This window comes from Sphingomonas sp. BK345 (genome assembly GCF_014193845.1).
GTDB lineage: Bacteria > Pseudomonadota > Alphaproteobacteria > Sphingomonadales > Sphingomonadaceae > Sphingomonas.
Genome location: NZ_JACHZX010000004.1, coordinates 208,259 through 228,808, shown reverse-complemented (window position 1 = coordinate 228,808; position 20,550 = coordinate 208,259). Strand labels below are relative to the sequence as shown.

11 protein-coding genes are annotated in these 20,550 nt (G+C 70.3%); 6 read left to right on the top strand and 5 right to left on the bottom strand.

The window, feature by feature from the left end; translation table 11 throughout:
- Window positions 1–8 precede the first annotated feature (8 nt).
- The gene (locus tag FHY03_RS14485) at window positions 9–653 is read right to left on the bottom strand and encodes a peptidylprolyl isomerase (protein WP_183931492.1); all 645 of its coding nucleotides are present in this window, start codon (window positions 651–653) and stop codon (window positions 9–11) included.
- A complete protein-coding gene (locus FHY03_RS14480) occupies window positions 650–1,186 on the bottom strand; it encodes a hypothetical protein (RefSeq protein ID WP_260159072.1) in 537 nt (178 codons plus the stop codon). Before FHY03_RS14480 ends, FHY03_RS14485 begins: the two co-directional genes overlap by 4 nt.
- 137 nt (window positions 1,187–1,323) lie before the next feature.
- On the opposite strand from FHY03_RS14480, the gene FHY03_RS14475 reads away from it, so the two are divergent.
- Window positions 1,324–1,764, top strand: a complete 441-nt coding sequence (locus FHY03_RS14475; protein ID WP_183931490.1) for a phasin family protein — start codon at window positions 1,324–1,326, stop codon at window positions 1,762–1,764.
- Between the two features lie 36 nt (window positions 1,765–1,800).
- Here the strand turns inward: FHY03_RS14475 and FHY03_RS14470 are convergent, their stop codons facing one another.
- From FHY03_RS14470 to FHY03_RS14460, 3 genes are read right to left on the bottom strand one after another with little or no spacing between them, the layout of a single operon-like run.
- Window positions 1,801–3,414, bottom strand: coding sequence for an efflux transporter outer membrane subunit (locus FHY03_RS14470; protein WP_183931489.1), 1,614 nt, complete (start codon window positions 3,412–3,414; stop codon window positions 1,801–1,803).
- On the bottom strand, window positions 3,411–6,728 hold the full coding sequence (locus tag FHY03_RS14465; protein WP_183919598.1) for an efflux RND transporter permease subunit: 3,318 nt from the start codon (window positions 6,726–6,728) through the stop codon (window positions 3,411–3,413). Before FHY03_RS14465 ends, FHY03_RS14470 begins: the two co-directional genes overlap by 4 nt.
- A 6-nt stretch (window positions 6,729–6,734) precedes the next feature.
- Complete coding sequence (locus FHY03_RS14460) at window positions 6,735–7,973, bottom strand: efflux RND transporter periplasmic adaptor subunit (protein WP_183919600.1); 1,239 nt, start codon at window positions 7,971–7,973, stop codon at window positions 6,735–6,737.
- A gap of 305 nt (window positions 7,974–8,278) precedes the next feature.
- Here FHY03_RS14460 and FHY03_RS14455 point away from each other — a divergent pair, with 305 nt between their 5' ends.
- The 5 genes from FHY03_RS14455 (at window position 8,279) to FHY03_RS21360 (ending at window position 20,494) form a co-directional block, all read left to right on the top strand.
- Entirely contained in the window at window positions 8,279–10,420 is a 2,142-nt protein-coding gene (locus FHY03_RS14455) for a BamA/TamA family outer membrane protein (RefSeq protein ID WP_183931595.1), read from the top strand.
- Window positions 10,420–14,670 carry a translocation/assembly module TamB domain-containing protein gene (locus FHY03_RS14450; RefSeq protein WP_183931488.1) on the top strand — a complete coding sequence of 1,417 codons (4,251 nt, stop codon included), beginning with the start codon at window positions 10,420–10,422 and terminating at the stop codon, window positions 14,668–14,670. The genes FHY03_RS14455 and FHY03_RS14450 overlap by 1 nt, the downstream gene beginning before the upstream one ends.
- A gap of 147 nt (window positions 14,671–14,817) precedes the next feature.
- On the top strand, window positions 14,818–16,314 hold the full coding sequence (locus FHY03_RS14445; protein ID WP_183931487.1) for an NAD(P)/FAD-dependent oxidoreductase: 1,497 nt from the start codon (window positions 14,818–14,820) through the stop codon (window positions 16,312–16,314).
- A 569-nt stretch (window positions 16,315–16,883) separates the two neighbouring features.
- Window positions 16,884–18,113: an EAL domain-containing protein gene (locus FHY03_RS14440; RefSeq protein WP_311721768.1), complete on the top strand. Its 1,230-nt coding sequence runs from the start codon at window positions 16,884–16,886 to the stop codon at window positions 18,111–18,113.
- Window positions 18,098–20,494, top strand: coding sequence for an ATP-binding protein (locus tag FHY03_RS21360; protein ID WP_183931486.1), 2,397 nt, complete (start codon window positions 18,098–18,100; stop codon window positions 20,492–20,494). The genes FHY03_RS14440 and FHY03_RS21360 overlap by 16 nt, the downstream gene beginning before the upstream one ends.
- Window positions 20,495–20,550: the final 56 nt, after the last annotated feature.

Sequence of the window (20,550 nt, the reverse complement as noted above, 5' to 3'; positions counted from 1 at the left end):
GAGCGGCGCTAGTCGACGCGTCGCGCCGCGGTGATCTTGATCACGGGCGCGAGCATCTGCCCCTTCATCACGCCCTCGCCCAGCGTCGGCGAGGTCGGCGCGACGAGGATGCGGCGCACCACGTCCATCCCCTCCAGCACGCGGCCGAAGGCGGCGAAGCCGGGATTATCGGCGGTGGCGTCCATCGAGCTCAGGTCGCCGACGGTGATGAAGAAGTCGCCCGCGGCGGTGCCGGGCGTGGCCATCGCCATAGACAGCGTGCCGTCGCGGTGGCTCAGCTTGGTGAGCGTGGTCGGCTCGTGCTTGATCGGCGGCAGCGTGCGCTTGGGATCGTTGCGCGTGCCGAACTGCGCGAGGCCGTAGCCGTCCGCCACCTTGACCGCGCGGTAGAAGCCGATGCCGTCGAGCTTGTGCTGGTCGACGTAGCGCAGGAAATTGCCGGCGGTGATCGGCGCGGCCTGGGTGTCGACGCCGACGAGGATATCGCCGGCCTCGGTGCTGAGGCGCACGCGGGTGAGCGCGGCGGCATCGGGAGCAGGAATCGGAGCAGGCGCCTGCGTCGTGGGGGGGGCGGCAGGCGACTGCGGCGGAGCGCCGGCTGACGTCGTCGGCGCGGCCTGCGCGGCGAGCAGCAGCGACAGCGCGGCGATCATGCCGCCACCCGCCGCGCGCGCGCGATCATCACGGGCAGCGATGACGCCTTGGTCCCGCTCAGCTGGAGGACATAGCGGCCCGGCTCGAGCTGGAAATCGACCATCTTGCGGATGCCCGAACAGGCCGGGCCGTGCCCGTGGGCGCTCGCCGCCAGCGCGCGGCCGGCACGCACCACGTCGATCCATGCGGCGTCACCCAGCGCGACACGATAGGTGCCGGGGCGCGCGACCTGGAACAAGGCGAGGCCGGCGGTCTCGCCCATGTCGGGCTCGCGCTGCGGCGCCACCGCCGGGGTGACCTGCTCGACCGGGGCGAGCCGCAGGTCGGCGCCGTGGCCGACCACGATCACCGGCGCGCTGCGCGTACTCGTCCCGGCGGCGAGCGGCGCGCGGCGTGCCCAACCGGTCATGCCGGCGGGGAGCGGCGGCCGAGTCACGGTGCAGCGCTGATCGGTGTTCGGCTCCGCCCCTGGCGCCTGCGCGATCGGCGCCGCAGCAACGAGCAGGGGAATCAGCAGCGAGACAGTGGACATTCTAGGCTCCATTGGAAGCCTCCCTCTACGCTCCCGCTGCCCGCGCATCCAGCCCACGAGTCCAGCGTTGAGCCATTGAGGCGACCCGAGACGGTGCGATCACGCTCGTACGAGGCCGCCGGCACAGGAGAGCGAGCATGAGTGACTCGAGCGAGGACGGCGCGGGCAAAGCAGGCGAGGGCGGCACCGGTTCGCTCGGCGGAGGCTCGCCCGACGCGGCATGGCGCGGTGCCGAGCGGATGCGCGACGCCTTCAACGAGCATGTCGTCGATCCGGCGCGCCGTGCGGGCGAGGCGATGCGCGCCTCGGGCGAGCGGGTCGCGCAGAACGGCTCGGCGCTGGGGACGACGATCATCGACCAGGCGGAGGCGAACGCGCGCGAGGCCTTCGCCGCGCTGCGCTCCGCCACGGGCGCGCGCGACCTCACCGAGGTCATGCGGATCCAGGGCGAGTACCTTCGCGAACAGGGCCAGCGCTCGATGGAACAGGCGCGCGAGATCGGGCAACTGATCATGCAGTTCGGCCGTGAGGCCATCCGGCCGGCCGAGAAGAGCGAAGAGCCGAAGCGGGAGGAGTAGGGGAGCGCGGCCCAGCGTGGCATGCGGTTCTAATCCCTACCGCGCCGCGGCCGGCGCGCGGACGCCGGCCGCATCCGGCTCGCCGCCCGTCGCGGTGAGCGGGCCCTGCGGTGTGGCGTCGAGCAGCGAGTCGCCGCCGAGGGTGCGGTACAGCGTCACCAGGTTGGTCGCGCGGGTCAGCTGGGTCTGCACCAGGATCTGCTGCGCGGAATAGAGCTGCCGCTGCGCGTCGAGCGACGAGAGGAAGGTATCGATGCCGCCGCGGTAGCGCGCGTTGGTAAGGTTGAGCGTGTCCTGCGCCGCCTCGAAGAAGCGGCGGTTGGCGGCGAGCTGCTCGGTGATCGTGCCGCGCCGCGCCAGCGCGTCCGACACTTCCTGGAAGGCGGTCTGGATCGTCTGCTCATAGCTCGCCAGCGCGGCGTCGCGCTGCGCCACGCTAAAGGCGACCCCGGCGCGGCCCGCCCCGGCGCGGAAGATGGGATAGCTGGCGTTGGGCGCGACCGAATAGTTGAACGAGCCGCTGTTGAAGAGCGTGCGCAGCGCGGTGCTGGCGAAGCCGACCAGCCCGGTGAGCGAGATGCGCGGGAACAGCTCGGCGCGCGCCGCGCCGATCTCGGCGTTGTAGGCGCGCAGCGCATATTCCGCCTGCACCACGTCGGGGCGGCGCAGCAGCACGCCGGAGTCGATCCCGGCGGGCAGCTCACCGATCGTCGCCGCCGCCTGCTCGATCGAGCCCGGCAGCAGTGCCGGGTCGACCGGCGCGCCGACGAGCAGCTGGAGCGCATTGACGTCCTGTGCGAGCAGCGTTGTCTGCTGCGCGAGATCGGCCTCGGCGGTGGCGAGGATCTGCTGCGCCTGGCGCAGGTCGGTGCGCGGCGCCACCCCGCCGCGCAGGCGCGCGTCGGTCAGCTTCACGCTCGCGCGCGCCGCCTCGGCGGTCTGCTGCGCGACGGCGAGCAGGCTGCGGTCGGCGGCGTAGGCGAGCCAGGCGTTGGCGATGTCGCCCACCAAAGTCAGCCGCGTGGCACGCGCCGCCGCCTCCTGCGCGAAATAGCGCGACAGCGCCGCGCTGGTGAGCGAGCGGACCCGGCCGAACAGGTCGATCTCGAAGGCGGTGACGCCGAGCTGCGCCTGGAACGTACTCCGCGCCGAGGAGACGGTGGTCACGCCGGTGCCCGTTCCCGTTCCGCCGGTGCCCGTTCCCGTGCCGCCCGTCCCAGTGCCGGTACCGCCCGCGCCGGTGCCGGTGCCGGTGCCGCCCGTCCCGGTGCCGCCGCTGTCGGTACCGGTGACCACGCCGCTGCTGCCGCTGTCGCGATAGCTGTAGGCGCCGGTGGCGTTGACCTGGGGAAAGAGGTCGGCGCGCTGAATCCGGTATTGCGCGCGGGTCGCCTCGATGTTCGCGACCGCGACACGCAGGTCGCGGTTGTTGGCGAGCGCCTGGTCGATGATCGCCTGCAAGCGAGGGTCGCGGAAGATGTCGCGATAGGTGACGCTCGGCAGCCGCGCTTCGGACTGGCGGAGATAGGCGTCGCCCGCGGGCCAGGAGGTCGGCACCGGCGCGGCAGGGCGGACGTAGGTCGGCGCGAGCGAGCAGCCCGCCAGCGCGGTGCCGGCGGCGAGCGCGGCGAGCGCGGGGAGGCGGGTCATCGGGCAGGCTCCGGCGCGGGCAGCGCGGGGTGGTCGATCGGGCGCGGCAGCTGCGGCGGGCGCTCGCCGCCGGGTGCCCCGCCGCCGCCGTGGCCGTCACCACCGCCGCCCCCGTCCTCGCCCTCGTCCGGGCTCGGGTCGGCGCCGCGGCGAAGGCCCTTGAGGCCGTCGCGGAAACCGCGTCGCACCAGAACGAAGAACAGCGGGATGTAGAAGATCGCCAGCACCGTCGCAGTCAGCATGCCGCCGATCACCGAGGTGCCGATCGCGATCCGGCTGTTCGCCCCCGCGCCGGTGGAGATCGCCAGCGGCAGCACGCCGAAGATGAAGGCGAGGCTGGTCATGATGATCGGACGGAGCCGGATGCGCGCGGCGGAGAGCGCGGCGTCGATCACGCGCTTGCCCTTCTTCTCCTCCTGCTCTGCGAACTCGATCATCAGGATCGCGTTCTTCGCCGCCAGCCCCATCGTCGTCAGCAGGCCAATCTGGAGGTACACGTCGTTGATCAGCCCGCGCAGCGTGGTGAACAGGATCGCGCCGACCAGACCGAGCGGGATGATCAGCAGCACCGCGAAGGGGATCGACCAGCTCTCGTACAGCGCCGCGAGGCAGAGGAAGACGACGAGGATCGACAGGCCGTAGAGCAGCGGCGCCTGCCCGGAGGACAGCCGCTCCTGGTAGGACAGCCCGGCCCAGGAGACGCTCGTGCCCGGGATCTGCCCGGCGAGCTCCTGGATCCGCGTCATCGCGTCGCCCGAGCTCTTGCCGGCCGCGGCCGAGCCCTGGAATTCGAACGAGGGCACGCCGTTGAAGCGCGACAGGATCACCGGCGCCTGGCTCCAGCCGATCCGCGCGAAGGCGGAGAAGGGCACCATCTGCCCGCCACTGCCGCGCACGAACCATTGGTTGAGGTCGGTCGGGGCGGCGCGGTACGGCGCGTCGCCCTGGACGTAGACGCGCTTGACCCGGCCGCGGTCGACGAAGTCGTTGACGTAGCGGCCGCCCCAGGCGGTCGACAGCGTCGTGTTGACGTCGGCCTGGCTCAGCCCGAAGGCGGCGAGCTTCTGCTGGTCGATGTCGATCTTGAGGGTGCCGACGTCGGGCAGCTCGGTCAGGCGCACCGAGGTGAGCGCGGGGTCGGCGTTGGCGAGTGCGAGCAGTCGGTCCTTGGCGTCGTTGAACTTCTCCGCGGTCATCCCGCTGGTGTTCTGCAGCTCCATGGTGAAGCCGTTCGACTGGCCGAGGCCGCGGATCGCGGGCGGCACCAGCGCGAAGACGCGCGCGTCGCGCAGGCCCCGGAACGCCGCCGAGGCGCGCGCCACGATCGCGTCGGCGGTATTCTCCTTGCCCTTGCGGTCGTCCCAGTTCGTCAGGTTGACGAAGCCCTGGCCCGTGTTCTGCCCGCTGACGCCGCCGCCGCCGCCGCCACTGACGGTGAACATGGTGGTGACGTTCTTGCCCTCGCTGCCGGCGAGATAGTCCTCGACGCGGTGCTGCACCTCCTCGGTGCGCGCGCGTGTCGCGCCGGCGGGAAGCTGGAACTGCACCAGTGCGCTGCCCTGGTCCTCGGTCGGCAGGAAGCCCGTCGGCAGGCGCAGGAACAGGATCGCCAGCAGCGCCACGGTGGCGGCATAGACCAGCAGGAAGATCCACTTGCGATCGATCACCCGGCGCACGCCGGCGACGTAGCGGGCGACGCCTCGGTCGAACGTGTCGTTGAACTTGTCGCGCGCGCGCTCGAGGAAGTGCGCCACCTTGGGGAACTTGCGGCCGAGCCAGCTCTGCTCGATCGGGTCGCCGTTCTCGTCGTGGCTCTGCTTGAGCAGGGTCGCGGTGAGCGCGGGCGAGAGGATCACCGCGACCAGCACCGAGAGCACCATCGCCGACACGATCGTCAGCGAGAACTGGCGATAGATCACGCCGGTCGAGCCGCCGAAGAAGGCCATCGGCATGAACACCGCGGACAGGACCAGCGCGATTGCGACCAGCGCGACGGTGATCTCCTTCATCGACTCGATCGTCGCCTCGCGCGGCGTCATGCCGGGATTCTCGTCCATCAACCGCTCGACGTTCTCGACCACGACGATCGCGTCGTCGACCAGCAGGCCGATCGCGAGGACGAGGCCGAACAGCGTCAGCGTGTTGATCGAGAAGCCCGCGACGTAGAAGACCGCGAACGTCCCCAGCAGCACGACCGGGACCGCGATCGCCGGCACCAGCGTGGCGCGCCAGCTCTGCAGGAAGACGAACATGACGATGACGACGAGGATGATCGCCTCGATCAGCGTCTTCACCACCTCCTCGATCGACAGCTTGATGAAGTCGGTGGTGTCGTTGGCGAAGGCGTACTCGAGCCCAGGCGGGAAGCCCTTGGCGGCGGCGGCGACCTGCGCCTTGACCAGCTCGGCGGTCTTGAGCGCATCGGCGCCGGGGGCGAGCAGCACCGCGATGCCCGCGCCGGGGTGGCGGTTGACGCGGCTGAACGCGTTGTAGCTCTCCGCGCCCAGCTCGATCCGCGCCACGTCGGCGAGCCGCACCGTGGCGCCGCTGCTCTGCGTCTTGAGGATGATGTTGGCGAACTCGGCGGGCGTCTGGAGCCGCGACTGGGCGGTGACGATCGCGTTGAGCATCTGCGTCGACGGCATCGGCTGGCCGCCGATCTCGCCGGCCGCGACCTCGGTGTTCTGGTTGGTGATGGCGGTGACGACGTCGCCGGGCATCAGCTGGTAGCTGTTGAGCTTCTCCGGATCGAGCCACACCCGCATCGCATATTGCGAGCCGAACACGTTGGTGTCGCCGACGCCCTGGATACGGCCGAGCGGGTCCTGGAGGTTCGAGACGAGATAGTCCGAGACGTCTTGGTTGGTCAGCTTGTCGGTGACGTCATAGACGCCGACGATCAGCAGGAAGTCTGGGTTGGACTTGCGCACCACCAGGCCCTGCTGCTGCACCTGCTGTGGAAGCCGGCTGAGCGACTGCTGGACCTGGTTCTGCACCTGGACCTGCGCGATGTCCGGGTCGGTGCCCTTGTTGAACGTCGCGGTGATCGTCACCGAGCCGCGGCTCGACGAGCTCGACTGGAAGTAGAGCAGCCCGTCGATCCCGGTGAGCTGCTGCTCGATCACCTGGGTGACGCTGTTCTGCAGCGTCTGCGCGTTGGCGCCGGGGAAGGTCGCGCGGATCGATACCTGCGGCGGCGCCACGTCTGGATATTGCGCGATCGGCAGCGACAGGATCGCGCCGACGCCCGCCAGCATCACGATGATGGCGAGCACCCAGGCGAAGATCGGCCGATCGATGAAAATGCGGGACATGAGCGGTTAGCCGGCCTTGCCTTTGGCCGACGACATCTTGTCCATCTGCTCGGGGGAGGGCGCCTGTACCTTCTGCGGCGTGTCGGCCGGCACCGGCTGGAGCGGCGTCTTGGGCTTCACGTTGGCGAGGCCCTGGGTGATGACCTTGTCGCCGGCCTTGAGGCCGTCGATCACGACCCAATAGGCGCCCTGCGTCCGCTCGGCGGTGATGGTGCGCTGCTCGGCGCGGTTGTTCGCGCCGACGACGTAGAGGGTCGCGTTGCCCTTGGGATCGCGGGTGATCGCCGTCTGCGGTACGAGGAAGGCGTTCTGCTGGATCGACTGCGAGAAGACTGCGCGGACGAACATGCCCGGCAGCAGCAGACCGTTGGGGTTGGGGAAGCGCGCGCGCAGCGTCACCGTGCCGGTGCTGGGATCGACCACCACCTCGGCGAACTCGACCGCGCCCTTGATGCCATAGTCGCTTCCGTCCTCGAGCTTCAGCGTCACCTCGGCGCGGGCGGGCACCGCGCCGCCCGAGGCGAGGCTGCGGCGGAGGGCGAGCAGGTTGGCGCTCGACTGCTGAATGTCGACGAACATCGGGTCGAGCTGCTGGATCGTCGCGAGCGGGTCAGTCTGGGTCGAGCTGACCAGCGCGCCGACGGTGAAGAGCGAGCGGCCGATGCGGCCGGTGATCGGCGCGGGCACGGTGGTGAAGCGCAGGTTCACCCGCGCTGTGTCGAGCTGCGCGCGGTTGACCGCGATCGTCGCCGCCGCCTGGCGCTGCGTCGCCACCGCGTCGGTATAATCCTGCGCGCTGATCGCCTCCATCTGCGCGAGCGGCTTGTAGCGGTCGGCGCGGATCTTGGCGGCCTCGTAGGTCGCCTGGGCGTTGGCGACGTTGGCGCTCGCCTGGTTGGCGCTGGCGCGATAGAGCGAGGGATCGATCTGGTAGAGCGGCTGGCCGCGCTTGACGATCGCGCCCTCGGTGAAGAAGCGGCGCTGGATCACGCCAGAGACCTGGGGACGTACCTCCGAGCTCTGATAGGCGACGGTACGGCCGGGAAGCTCGCTGGTGGTCGGCACCGACGTCGGCTGGACGACGACATAGCCGACCGTGACCGGGCCCGACTGGCCCGGCGCGCCGCCCTTCTCCTTGGCCTTGGCCGCGTCACCCCCGCCACCGCCGCAGGCGGCGAGCGCGAGCAGCGCAGACGCCGCCGCGCCACCGATGACCTGGCGGCCCGGCCGAACCTCGATACGCATTCTCAGTCTTATCCCCGCGAGAGACTTCGGGCTGCCCCGGCGCCTAACCGCAATTTGTCGCAAATGTTTCGCAAGGGTGCCAGAATTTTCACGCCGCCGACCGGCTTTGGTGATCAGAGAGCGGTCGAGGCGGCAGCGTTATGAAACCGATCCCGCGCTGGCTCGTTGCAGGGTGACGGGGGCTCAGCGGAACGCCGCATGCCTCGGCTAAAGGGGCGTAGTACTTGTCTTTTTCCGTTCGTCGCTCACGCCTCCTGCTCGCCACCGCGGGTATGGCGCTGGGCTGTGCCGCCGCGCCGGCACAGATGCAGAAGCCCGGCACGGCGCCCGCGCAGGGTCCCGACTCGCCCAAGCCGGCCGACACCGCGCCGGCTCCCGACAGCACACCGATCGTCCCCGAAGCGGAGTTCGACGCCGCGCTGCCGCCGGTGTCTGGCGACCTGAACGCCCCGCTCGAACCCATGCCCGCCGACACCGCTGCCCCGCCGGCGCCGACCACGACCGACCCCGCCCAGGCTCCCGCTCAGGCGGCGGCGCAGCAGCCGATCACGCCCGGCACGTTGCCTCCCGCGCCACCGCAGGACCCGCAGCTCGCCCAGCCGCTCGAGCCGCTCTCCACCTTCAACACCGCGCCGCTGCAGGCCGTCGCCGACCCGGCGAGCGGCGATCAGCCCGACGTCCGCTACGCCAGCGAGGTGCAGGGGCTCGACCCGCTCGGGTTGACCGACGAGTTCGACTCGCTCTCCGCGCTCAAGAAAGGCGGCGGCAAGGCGGACAATGCCACCCAGGTCTCGGCGCGCGCGCGCGAGGACGAGCAGCTCGCGCTGCGGCTGATGAAGTCGCTCGGCTATTATGACGGCACCGCGGTGGCGACGGTGGAGACCGTCGCGGGCACGCCGGCGAGACTGCGCGCGCTGGTCACCGCCTCGCCGGGCCAGCAGTACAAGCTCGGCAGCGTCACGGTGAAGGCCGACGCCACCCAGCCGCCCGAGCTCGTTCGCCGCGAGCTGCCGCTCAAGGTCGGCGACCCGATCGAGGCGGCGCGAATCCAAGGTGCCGAGGCCAATGTCAGCCTGCGCCTGCCGCAGCAGGGCTATCCCTTCGTCAAGGTCGGCGAGCGCGACGTGCTGCTCAACGAGCAGACCGGCAAGGGCGACTACACGCTGCCGGTCGACACCGGCCCGCGCTCCTCCTTCGGCGTACTGCGCACCGAGGGCGACCCGGTGTTCGATCTCAAGCACCTCAACGTCTTCCCGCGCTTCGACCAGGGGCAGCTCTACGACGCGCGCCTTACCGACGATCTGCGCGAGGCGCTGGTCGCGACCGGGCTGTTCAACGGCGTCGGGGTCGAGCCGGTGCGCACCGGCGTCACCGCGGCGGACGGCACCGAGCAGGTCGACCTGCTGGTGCGGCAGACGCGCGGGCCGGCGAAGAGCCTTTCGGGCTCGGTCGGCTACAACACCGGCGAGGGCGTCAAGGCGGAGGCCAATTTCACCAATCGCAACCGCTTCCCGCCCGAGGGCGCGCTGATCCTCGGCGTGATCGCGGGCACGCAGCAGCAGGGCCTGTCGGTCGGGCTGCGCCGCCAGAACGCAGGCAAGCGCGACCGCACCGTCAGCCTGCTCGCGAGCGCCAACCACTCCAGCTACGACGCGTTCGACGCCTTCACCGGCACGCTGTCGGGCCGGGTGAGCTACGACTCGACGCCGATCTGGCAGAAGAAATTCACCTATGCCTATGGCTTCGAGCTGGTCGGCACCAACGAGAGCGTGTTCGACTTCGACAAGTTCGACCGCGACCGGCGCACCTACGGGGTCTTCGCGCTGCCCGGGCAGGTGCTGTTCGACACCTCGGACGATCTGCTCAATCCCACCCGCGGCTATCGCCTGAAGCTCAACGTCAGCCCCGAAGTGTCGGTCTCGGGGCAGACCAAGCCCTATGCGCGCACGCTGATCGAGGGCACGGCCTATTATCCCGTGAGCGACAGCCTGGTGATCGCAGCCCGCGCGCGCGCGGGCAGCATCTTCGGCATCGCGCGTGACGACATAGCCCCGTCGCGGCGCTATTATGGCGGTGGCGGCGGCTCGGTGCGCGGCTATGGCTTCCAGCGGCTCGGGCCGCTCGAGCCGGTCGCCTCGCTCACCCCGGACTCGAGCGGCAACGTCGATCGCGCCGACCTGCGCCCGCTCGGCGGCCGCAGCATCAACGAGTTCGCGCTCGAGGCGCGCTACCGCTTCGGCAATTTCGGGATCGTGCCCTTCGTCGACGCGGGCAACGCCTATGAGAGCAGCCTGCCCAAGGGCAGCGACCTGCGCATCGGCGCCGGCATCGGCGGCCGCTTCTACACCAATTTCGGGCCGCTGCGCGTCGATGTCGCGACCCCGCTCAACCCGCGCGAAGGGGACGGCAAGATCGCGCTCTATATCTCGATCGGGCAGGCATTCTGATGGCCGAGGACACGCTCCCGACCGCCGGCGAGACCGTCGTCGTCCACCGCCCTCTCTGGCAGCGCGTGCTGAAGTGGGTCGGCATCGCGCTCGCCGCGCTGGTGCTGCTCGTGGTCGCGATCGTGCTGGGGATCAACACCGATCCCGGCCGTCGCTTCGTCGCCGACAAGATCGGCGGCTACACCACCGCCTCGGGCCTCAACATCAAGGTCGGGCGGATCGACGGCTCGCTGTACGGCCAGCTCCGGCTCAGCGACGTGCGGGTCAGCGATCCCAAGGGCGTGTTCCTGACTTCGCCGCGGCTCGACCTCGACTGGCGGCCGTTCGCCTTCGCGCGCAACCACGTCGACGTGCGCAGCGTCTCCGCCGACCTGATCACGCTACGGCGCAACCCCGAACTCAAGCCGACGCCGACCACGCCCGAGGACGAGAACGCGCCGCTGCTGCCCGATCTCGACATCGACATCGACCGGCTCCACGTCGGCCGTTTCGTGATGGAGCCGCCGGTCGCCGGCGCGCGCCACGTCGCGCGCTTCGATGGGCAGGCGCACATCGCCGACCGCCGCGCGCAGCTCGTCGTCGACGCCGCGACGCTGCGCGCCCCCGGCGTCGCGGGCGGCGACGTCGCGCGGGTGCGGCTCGACGCGGTGCCCGACGACGACAAGCTCGACCTCGACGTGCGGCTCACCGCGCCCGCCAACGGCGCGGTGGCGCAGCTCGCCGGCCTGAAGGCGCCGCTCACCGCCACGCTCGGCGGCAAAGGCAGCTGGAAAGCGTGGCAGGGGCGCCTGCTCGCCAACCTGGGCGGCGGCGAGCTCGCCAACCTCGCGATCTCCGCGCGCGACGGCCATATCGAGGTGCGCGGCCCGACCCGGCCGGGCCTCTATATCGAGGGACCGGTGGAGCGGCTGACCGCGCCGGCGCTCACCGTCGCCGCCGACGTCACGCTCGCCGAGCGTCGCGCGGACACGCGGATCAAGCTCACCTCTCAGGCGCTCGCGGTCGATGCGGGCGGGCTGCTCGATCTCGCCAACAGCCGCTTCGGCAATTTCGCAGTCGACGCCAAGCTTTTGACCCCGGGCGCGATCATGCCGGGCGTGAGCGGGCGCGATGTGCTCGCGCGCGTTGTGCTCAACGGCGCCTTCGCGACCCCGACGGTCGACTATAAGATCCGCGCCGCCGCGCTCGGCTTCCAGCAGACCTCGGTGCAGGACCTGTACGCCGAGGGGCTGGCGCGCGTGAACAGCGATCGCATCCTGGTGCCCGTCCACGCGCGCGCGCGCCGCATCGCGGGGCTCAACGCCGCGCTCGGCGGGCTGACCACCAACGCGCGGATCGACGGCGACCTCGCGATCGCCATGCCCAACATCCTGTCCGACAACCTGCGCATCCGTTCGGATACGATCGACGCCACCGCGATCATCGCCGCCAACACCGCCACCGGCCGCTACACCGGCGGCTTGCAGGGGCGGGTCAACAACTTCCGCGTCGACAGCGTCGGCGTGATCAACGTCCAGACCGACGCCAAGCTCGTGCCCGGACCGAACGGCGGGTTCGGCATCACCGGCAAGGTCGCGCTCCAGACCAAGCAGCTGTTCAACGCCGGCGTCCGCAACTTCCTCGGCGGCAACGCGGTGATGAGCACGCGCTTCGGTTACTCGCCGACGGGCGTGGTGACGTTCCAGAGCCTGTCGCTCAACGCGCCGCAGTTCCGCGTCACCCGCGGGCAGGGACGCTTCGATCCCGCCAACGGCGCGCTGCTGGTCGACGCCGACGCCTACTCGACCCAGTACGGCCCGCTCTACGCGCGCGTGACCGGCTCCTCGACCGCGCCGGTCGTGCGGCTGCGTGCGCCGCGGCCGGGCGTGGGGATCGGCCTTGCCAACCTCGATGCGCGCGTGGTCGGGCGCGGCGGCGCCTATCAGGTCAACGCCAGCGGCGGCACCAACTACGGCGCCTTCACCGCCGACGTGCTGGTGACGCCGGGCAACCAGCTCGCGGTCGACATCCGCCGCGTGCTGTTCGCCGGCATCGACTTCGCCGGCCGCGTCGTCCAGACCGCCGCCGGGCCATTCGCGGGGCAGGTGCGCTTCGCCGGCAACGGGCTCAACGGCAATGTCGCGCTCGGCGCGCAGGGCAAGTATCAGCGCGCCAGCGTCGACGCGCGCGCCGCTGGCGCGACGATCCCGGGCATGGCCGGCTTCAGCATCGGCCGCGCGATCGTCACCGCCGACGCGGTGCTCTACGACAAGCCGCAGATTGTCGCCGACGCGCAGGTCGCCAACCTTCGCTACGGCGCGACGCTGCTCCAGACCGGACGCTTCAAGGTGAACTATCGCGACGGCGCGGGCACCGCGCAGGCGCTGTTCACCGGCTCCAACGGCGTGCCCTTCCGCCTCGCGGTTAACTCGCGCCTGTCCCCCAGCCTCTATCTCGTCGCGCTGAGCGGCGCAGCGAACAACGTCGCGTTCCGCACCGCGCAGCCGGCACGGATCGTGCCCGCGGGCGGCGGCTACCGGCTCGAGCCGGCGCGGCTCGACTTCGACAAGGGCTCGGTGCGGCTCGCCGGTCGGTTCGGCGGCGGCGCCACGCAGGCGCAGATGCGGCTCGACCGGCTCGACCTGTCGCTGATCAGCGCGCTCGTGCCCAATCTCGGCGTCAACGGTCAGGCGACCGGTAGCCTCGACTATGTCCAGGACAAGGGTGAGGCGTTCCCGCGCGCGGACGCACGGCTCAACGTCACCAACTTCACCCGATCGAGCCTGGTCGCGGTGTCCGAGCCGGTCGACGTCGTCTTCCAGGGACGGCTGTCGAGCGCGGCGGGCGAGGGGCGCGCGTTGATCAAGCGGGCCGGCACCCCGGTCGGGCGGCTGGTGGCGACGCTCACCCCCACCGGCGGCGGCAGCTGGACGACCCGGCTGATGCAGGGGCCGCTCGGCGGCGGCATCCGCTACAACGGGCCCGCGGGGGTGCTGTTCAGCTTCGCGGGCCTGGCGCAGCAACAGCTGACCGGGCCGATGGCGATCGCGGCGGACTTCGGCGGCACCGTGTCGGCGCCGCGCGTGGTCGGGCTGATCCGCGCCGACAACCTCACCTACGACAACGAGGCCTATGGCACGCGCCTGACCAATATGAAGATCGCGGCGCGCTTCAACAACGACCGGCTCGAACTGCAGCAGATGCAGGCGCGCGCGGGGCAAGGAACGGTGCAGGCGTCGGGCAACGTCGGGCTCGCCGCGGCGCAGGGGTTCCCGCTCGACGTGCGTGTAGCGATGCGCGACGCCCAGCTGGCGCGCTCCGACGCGCTCGGCGCCACCGCCAGCGGCGACATTCGCATCCAGAACAGCGCGAGTGGCGGGCTGATCAGCGGCCAGATCAACGTGCCCAACGCGCGTTACGAGATCATCCGTCAGGGCGCCGCAGAAGTGCCAGAGCTCACCGGCGTGCGCAAGAAGAGCGAGGTCCTCGCCCAGCAGGCCGCCGCGGCCGCGGCGAAGGCGGCTGGCCAGCCGCCCGCTCCCGCCTCACCGCCGGGCCTGTTCAAGCTCGACCTGCGCCTCCGCGCCGATAACCAGCTCTACGTCTCGGGGATGGGGCTGGAGAGCGAGTGGCAGATGGACATGCGCGTCGGCGGCACCTCGGCGGCGCCGGTGATCAACGGCGGGCTCGACCTGGTGCGCGGTACCTACTCCTTCGCGGGCAAGCGCTTCGAGGTGGAGCGTGGGCAGGTGCGCTTCCGCGGCGGCGCGCTGACCGACCCGGACATCAACATCCTGGCGACCACCACCAACGACAATGTCACCTTCAACATCGCCATCACCGGCACCGGCCAGCGCCCGCAGATCGCCTTTACCTCGACGCCCTCGCTGCCGCAGGACGAGGTGCTGAGCCGCCTGCTGTTCGGGACCAACCCGGAGAATCTGTCGGCGACCGAGGCGATCCAGCTGGCCAGCGCGCTCAACTCGCTGCGCGGCTCGGGCGGCGGGCTCAACCCGCTCGGCAAGCTGCGCTCGGCCACCGGCTTCGACCGTCTGCGCATCCTCGGCGCGGACGAGGCGAGTGGGCGCGGCTCGGCGCTGGCCGCGGGCAAGTATCTGACCGACGACATTTACGTCGAGATCGTCACCGACGCGCGCGGCTTCACCGCGACGCAGCTGACCATCGCGCTGACGCGGGCGATCAGCGTGCTGTCGCAGGCGGGATCGTTCGGCGGGTCGAATGTGCAGCTGCGCTACTCGCGCGATTTCTAGCGCGCGCGAGTGGGGCCGGGCGGCGTGGCTCGAAAGGGCGCCCGCTCCCCTCACCGCCGCCACGCCGAACTTGGTTCGGGATCCACCGTGCCGCACACGCAGGAGCGGCGACACCTGCGAGACGGGGGATCCTGAAACGAGTTCAGGATGACGCCAGAGGGCGGGAGAGGCGCGGTGGAGCGGTACGACGTCATCATCATCGGCGCCGGCCTCTCGGGGATCGGCGCGGCCTGCCAGTTGCGGCGGCGGCTGCCCGACCGGCGTTTCCTGATCCTCGAGGCGCGACACGCGATCGGCGGCACCTGGGACCTGTTCCGCTATCCCGGCATCCGCTCGGATTCGGACATGCACACGCTCGGCTATGCATTTCGCCCCTGGCGCGCCGCCGAGGCGATCGCGGACGGTCCCGCAATCCGTACCTATATCGAGGACACCGCGCGCGAGGAGGGCGTCGCCGAGCACATCCGCTTCGGTCATCGCGTCACCGCGGCGGATTGGTCGAGCGCCGAGTCGCGCTGGACGCTCACGGTCGAGCGGGAGGGCGCACCGCCGCTGACGCTCGCGCTAGCCTGCGACTGGCTCCACGCCTGCACCGGCTATTACGCCTACGACCGTGCGCATCGACCCGCATTCGCCGGAGAGGATGAGTTCGCGGGCACGATCGTCCACCCGCAATTCTGGCCCGAGCGGCTCGACTATGCCGGCCGCCGCGTCGCGGTGATCGGCAGCGGCGCGACCGCGGTGACGCTCGTGCCCGCGCTGGCGCGGACGGCGGCGCATGTCACGATGGTACAGCGTTCACCCAGCTACGTCGTGTCGAGGCCGGCGCGCGACCGCGTCGCCGACCGTCTGCGGAAGCTGCTCCCGGAACGCGCCGCTTATGCCGTGACGCGCTGGAAGAACGTGCTGCTCGGCCAGTTCTTCTATCGGCTGGCGAGAAGGCGGCCGCGTGGAGTCGCGCGGCGGCTCATCGCGATGGTGCGTCAGGAACTCGGCGCGGACTATGACGTCGCGACCCATTTCACCCCGCGCTATGATCCCTGGGATCAGCGGCTCTGCCTCGTACCCGACGGTGATCTCTTCGTCGCGCTGCGCGAGGGGCGCGCCAGCGTCGCCACCGGAACCATCGAGCGTCTCACCCCCGACGGTCTGCTGCTGGTCGACGGCACCCGTATCGCGGCTGAGATCATCGTGACCGCTACCGGCCTCGAGATTTTGCTACTCGGCGGGCTCGTTTTGTCCCGAGACGGGACGATCATCGATCCGGCCGGGTCGCTTCAGTACAAGGGGATGATGCTGTCCGACGTGCCGAACTTCAGCTTTGCCTTCGGCTATACCAACGCCTCGTGGACGCTGAAGGCGGACCTCGTCGCCGCTTATCTCTGCCGGCTGCTCCGCGCGATGCAGCGGCGCGGGGCGGCGAGTGCGACGCCGCGGGTGCGGGTCGGCAGCGTCACCGAAGTGCCGTTCGCGGATCTGAGCTCGGCTTATATCCAGCGCGCGCTGTCGTCGCTGCCGCGCCAGGGGCACCGTAGGCCATGGCGGCTCAACCAGAATTATGCGCTTGACGTGCTGGCGCTACGCTTCGGCTCGGTTGCCGAGGAAATCGAGTTAGCCGCGGCCGATACTGGCGCCCGGGCATAGATATCACGTCATCGAATACTTAGGCCCGGTGGCGGCGAGCAAGTCGCGGCGCGCGCCGGGCCTATGATCTGCTTACCAGGGACGGATCGTCGTACCGACGAAGCCGACCAGCGCGAGAACGAAAGCGAGCATCGTACTTCTCCGGTTACCAGGGGCGGATGGTGGTGCCGACAAGGCCGACCAGCGCGAGAATGAAAGCGAACATCACGAGTCTCCGATTACCAGGGACGGATGGTGGTGCCGACGAAGCCGACCAGCGCGAGAACGAAAGCGAGCATCGATCTACTCCCGATTACCAGGGGCGAATGGTGGTGCCGACGAAACCGATCAGCGCGAGAACGAATGCGAACATGGGTCTTCTCCCTATTTATTGCTCAACCCCCCCGAAGGGTAACGCGCAGGTAACGCTTTTTTCACCACGTCTCAACGGCATTAACCAGCGGTTAACCCAAAGTGGGACGTACTTAAGCTATTCATTAAGCTGGCAGGCCTAGGGTGGCTCCGAAATGGATATGCCTTGCCTCTCTGAGCCGTCGGTACCGGACGGCGCCGCGCCCGGGAGTCAGCCGGTGACCGCTCGCCTCCGTGGGGAACTGCTGGCGCGACTGCGTGACTTCGCCGTCGTCCGGCGGTCGCTCGGGGCGGGTGCGGCGGGCGAGTTGGTGTCCGACGCGGCGGCGCGGCTGGCCGCCACGCTGCCGCTGGCGCAAGTCCTCGCAGTAGGGCAAGATGTGATACGTGTGAGGTGCGGTGGCGCGCTCGACGAGGTGGAGCATGTTTCAGCGGCAGTGCGGGCCTTCTTCGATCCGGCGGACGAGCGGTGCGACGATGCCGCGCGTCTCGGCTGGGCGGTGGGCAGCGCGATCGCCGCGCCCGAAGTCGACGACGTGACGCTCGCCGAGACCAGCGAGGCGGCTTTGGTGCAGGCGCTGGCGTCCCTCGAGAGCGAGTCTGCCGGCGCGGCGCTGGTCGCCGGCCAGGATCTGGCCAGCGAGCTCGATCGCGCGCTCGCCGAGGACGAGATGGAGCTGTTCTACCAGCCCAAGCTCCACGTACGCCAGCAGGTGATCAAGAGCGCAGAGGCACTGATCCGCTGGCGTCACCCGACACGCGGGCTGATCCCGCCCGCCGATTTCATCCCCTTGGCGGAAGAGCGCCGCCGCGTCGGCCCGCTCACGTTATGGACGGTGCGCCGCGCGATCCAGGACCAGCGCCGGCTGCGGCGGCTCGGCCACGACGTGCGCATCTTCATTAACATATCGGGGCAGGTGCTGGCCGACTCGGCCTTCGCCGAGGCGGTGTGCCACTATCTCGCCGCGGCGCCGGACGCGCGGTTGGGCTTCGAGATCACCGAGACCGCGGTGATCCGCGACCCAGAGGGCGCGATCACAAATCTCCAGCGCTTCGCCGCGATCGGCATCACCGTGTCGATCGACGATTACGGCGCCGGCCTGTCGAGCCTGGCCTATCTGAAGCAGCTGCCCGCGCGAGAGCTGAAGATCGACAAATTGTTCATCACGGGCATCACCAGCTCGCATCGCGACCCGCTGATCGTCCGCTCCACTATCGACCTCGCGCACGCGCTCGACATGGAAGTGGTCGCCGAGGGGGTCGAGACGCACGCGGCGCTGGCGCTGCTCTCGGTGATGGGGTGTGACATGGTGCAGGGCTATGTGCTCAGCCGTCCCGTCGAGCTGGAGACGCTCGCGGGTTTCCTCGCGGAGGAGCGTCATCACCGCGCCTCGGCCGACACGCGCGCCTCGTTCACGCGACTGAGCGCGACGTGGAAGCGCGCCTGAGGCGGCTCGTCGCCGCGGTCACGGTGGCGTTCGCCCTCGTCACGGGGGCGGCGGCGGCGTCCGGCCAGGACCCGCTCGTCGCGCGTGTCCAGCAGCAGATGCTGGTCGACCCGCGCGGTGCGATCGCGTTGGTGGAGCAGGCGCGGCAACCGCTCGGGTCGGCGGCGACCCGCGCCGACTACACGCGCTCGGCGACGCTCAACTGGCTTGAGGCCGAGGCGTATACGCGAATCGATCAGCCGCGCCGCGCGTTGCAGCTGCTCGCGGTGGCACAGCGCCAAGTCGAGAAGGCCGATCACGGCGCGCATCTCGCCGCGGATATCCTGCTCTCGCAGGGTGGGGCGCTGACCGATTCGGGGCAAATCACCGAGGCACTCGGGGCGCTGCAACACGCGCACGATCGCTACGTCGAACTGCACGATCAGCGAAGCCAGGCCAAGGCTTTGACCTATATCGCGCTTCTCTACCGCAGCGCCAACGACCATGCCACGGCGCTGCGCTACTTCTCCGAAGCGTCTGAGCGCTATTCCGACGATCCGGGGCTGACCGTCGCGGTCGAGAATGGCCGCGGCCAATCGCTGACGGCGCTCGGGCGGTATGCGGAGGCGGAGGCGGCGTTTCGGCGAACGGTCGGGGCGGCGACGGCGCTCCGCAGTCCGCTCGCGCTCGCGCAGGCGCTCAGTGGTGTCGCCGAGGCCGAGCTGCGGCAGGGGCGGATCGAGCGAGCGCGTCAGACGATCGAGCGCGGGCTCGCGCTGACCCGGCAGGACGGTGCCGAGGTGCAGCGGCCGCAGTTCGTCGCGCTCGCCGCCGAGGCCGCATTGGAGGCCCGCGACCTCCCACGTGCGCGCGATCTGATCATGGAGCGCTTCGCCGGCGTCGATCCCGAGAGCACGTTGATCGCCGATCGCGACGTGCACGACATCGCCTATCGCATCTACGTCGCGAGCGGTGATCCCGCCGCCGCGCTGACGCAGCTGCGCGCGGTCAAGCGGCTCGACGACCAGGCGACCGAGATCGCCCGCTCGAACAGCGCCGCGCTCGCCGCCGCGCGCTTCGATTATGCCAACCAGGAGCTGCGGATCGCGCGGCTCAAGGCGGCCGATCTCGCCAGGTCGGTGGCGTTCGAGCGCCAGACCGCGCACACCCAGCGGCTGCTGCTCTACGGCACCGTCGCGGGTACGCTGCTGATCATCGCGCTGCTCGCGATCGGCCTGTTCACGATCCGGCGCAGCCGCAACGAGGTGCGCGCCGCCAACGCCGACCTTGCCGCGAGCAACAGCGAGCTCGCCAAGGCGCTGCGGGCCAAGACCGAGTTCCTTGCCACCACCAGCCACGAGATCCGTACCCCGCTCAACGGCATCCTCGGCATGACCCAGGTCATGATCGCCGACGCGACGCTCGACCCACTAACACGCGACCGGCTCGGCATCGTGCATGGCGCCGGCGTGACGATGCGCGCGCTGGTCGACGATATCCTCGACGTCGCCAAGATCGAGACGGGTCGGATGACGATCGAGACCGTGCCGCTCGACCTGCGCGCGGCGCTCGCCGAATCGACTCGGTTGTGGCGCGACCCGGCGCGCGCCAAGGGGCTCGCGTTCGACGTCGACGCCGACGCCGCGCCGCATTGGATCATGGGAGATCCCGCGCGCCTGCGGCAGATCATCTTCAACCTGCTCTCCAACGCGGTGAAGTTCACCCCGGCGGGGCATGTGGCACTGCGCGTCGCGGTCGAGGGCGGGCGGCTGCGCGTGACGGTGGCGGACAGCGGCATCGGCATCGCCGCCGGGGCACAGGAGCTGATCTTCGAGTCGTTCCGCCAGGCCGACGCTGGGACGACGCGTCAGTTCGGGGGCACCGGCCTCGGGCTCGCGATCTGTCGCAACCTGGCCCGCGCCATGGGCGGCGACGTCACGGTGACGAGCGCGCTGGGTGCCGGGGCGACCTTCGTGCTCGATCTGCCCTGTGTCGCCGCCGCGGGGGTCGAGGAGCCGGTCGAGGCGATCGCGCTGGTGATCGTCGAGCGCAACCCGATCACGCGCGCCATGTACAAGAGCCTGTTCGAGGGGCGCGGTGCTATCCTGTTCGCCGAGGGCCACGCTGACGCGGCCGCCGCGGCAGTGGCGCAGGCGCGCCCGGAACGCGTGCTGGTGGACGCCGCCTCACTCGCGTCCGACCATCTGGGCGAGCAGCTGGCCGCGATCGCCGCCGCCGCGGACGGGGCGCCGATAGCGCTGCTCGCCACCGCCGAGATCGCCGCGCGGCGCGGGGAATGGGCCGCGTCAATCACCCAAGTTATCGAGAAACCGGTAGCCAAGAAAAGCCTGGTCGCGGCAGTGCTGGCGATGCCTCGCGCGACGGTGCGCGACGCCGCATGATGTGATAGGGATCAACAAGTGAGAGAAGCCGGGTCGCGTTGCCAAAGGGGGAGGGG

Bases quoted from the DNA above. Each gene is read 5' to 3' on its own strand.
- FHY03_RS14485 (WP_183931492.1), bottom strand. From the start codon at position 653: ATGATCGCCGCGCTGTCGCTGCTGCTCGCCGCGCAGGCCGCGCCGACG.
- FHY03_RS14480 (WP_260159072.1), bottom strand. From the start codon at position 1,186: ATGTCCACTGTCTCGCTGCTGATTCCCCTGCTCGTTGCTGCGGCGCCG.
- FHY03_RS14475 (WP_183931490.1), top strand. From the start codon at position 1,324: ATGAGTGACTCGAGCGAGGACGGCGCGGGCAAAGCAGGCGAGGGCGGC.
- FHY03_RS14470 (WP_183931489.1), bottom strand. From the start codon at position 3,414: ATGACCCGCCTCCCCGCGCTCGCCGCGCTCGCCGCCGGCACCGCGCTG.
- FHY03_RS14465 (WP_183919598.1), bottom strand. From the start codon at position 6,728: ATGTCCCGCATTTTCATCGATCGGCCGATCTTCGCCTGGGTGCTCGCC.
- FHY03_RS14460 (WP_183919600.1), bottom strand. From the start codon at position 7,973: ATGCGTATCGAGGTTCGGCCGGGCCGCCAGGTCATCGGTGGCGCGGCG.
- FHY03_RS14455 (WP_183931595.1), top strand. From the start codon at position 8,279: ATGCAGAAGCCCGGCACGGCGCCCGCGCAGGGTCCCGACTCGCCCAAG.
- FHY03_RS14450 (WP_183931488.1), top strand. From the start codon at position 10,420: ATGGCCGAGGACACGCTCCCGACCGCCGGCGAGACCGTCGTCGTCCAC.
- FHY03_RS14445 (WP_183931487.1), top strand. From the start codon at position 14,818: ATGACGCCAGAGGGCGGGAGAGGCGCGGTGGAGCGGTACGACGTCATC.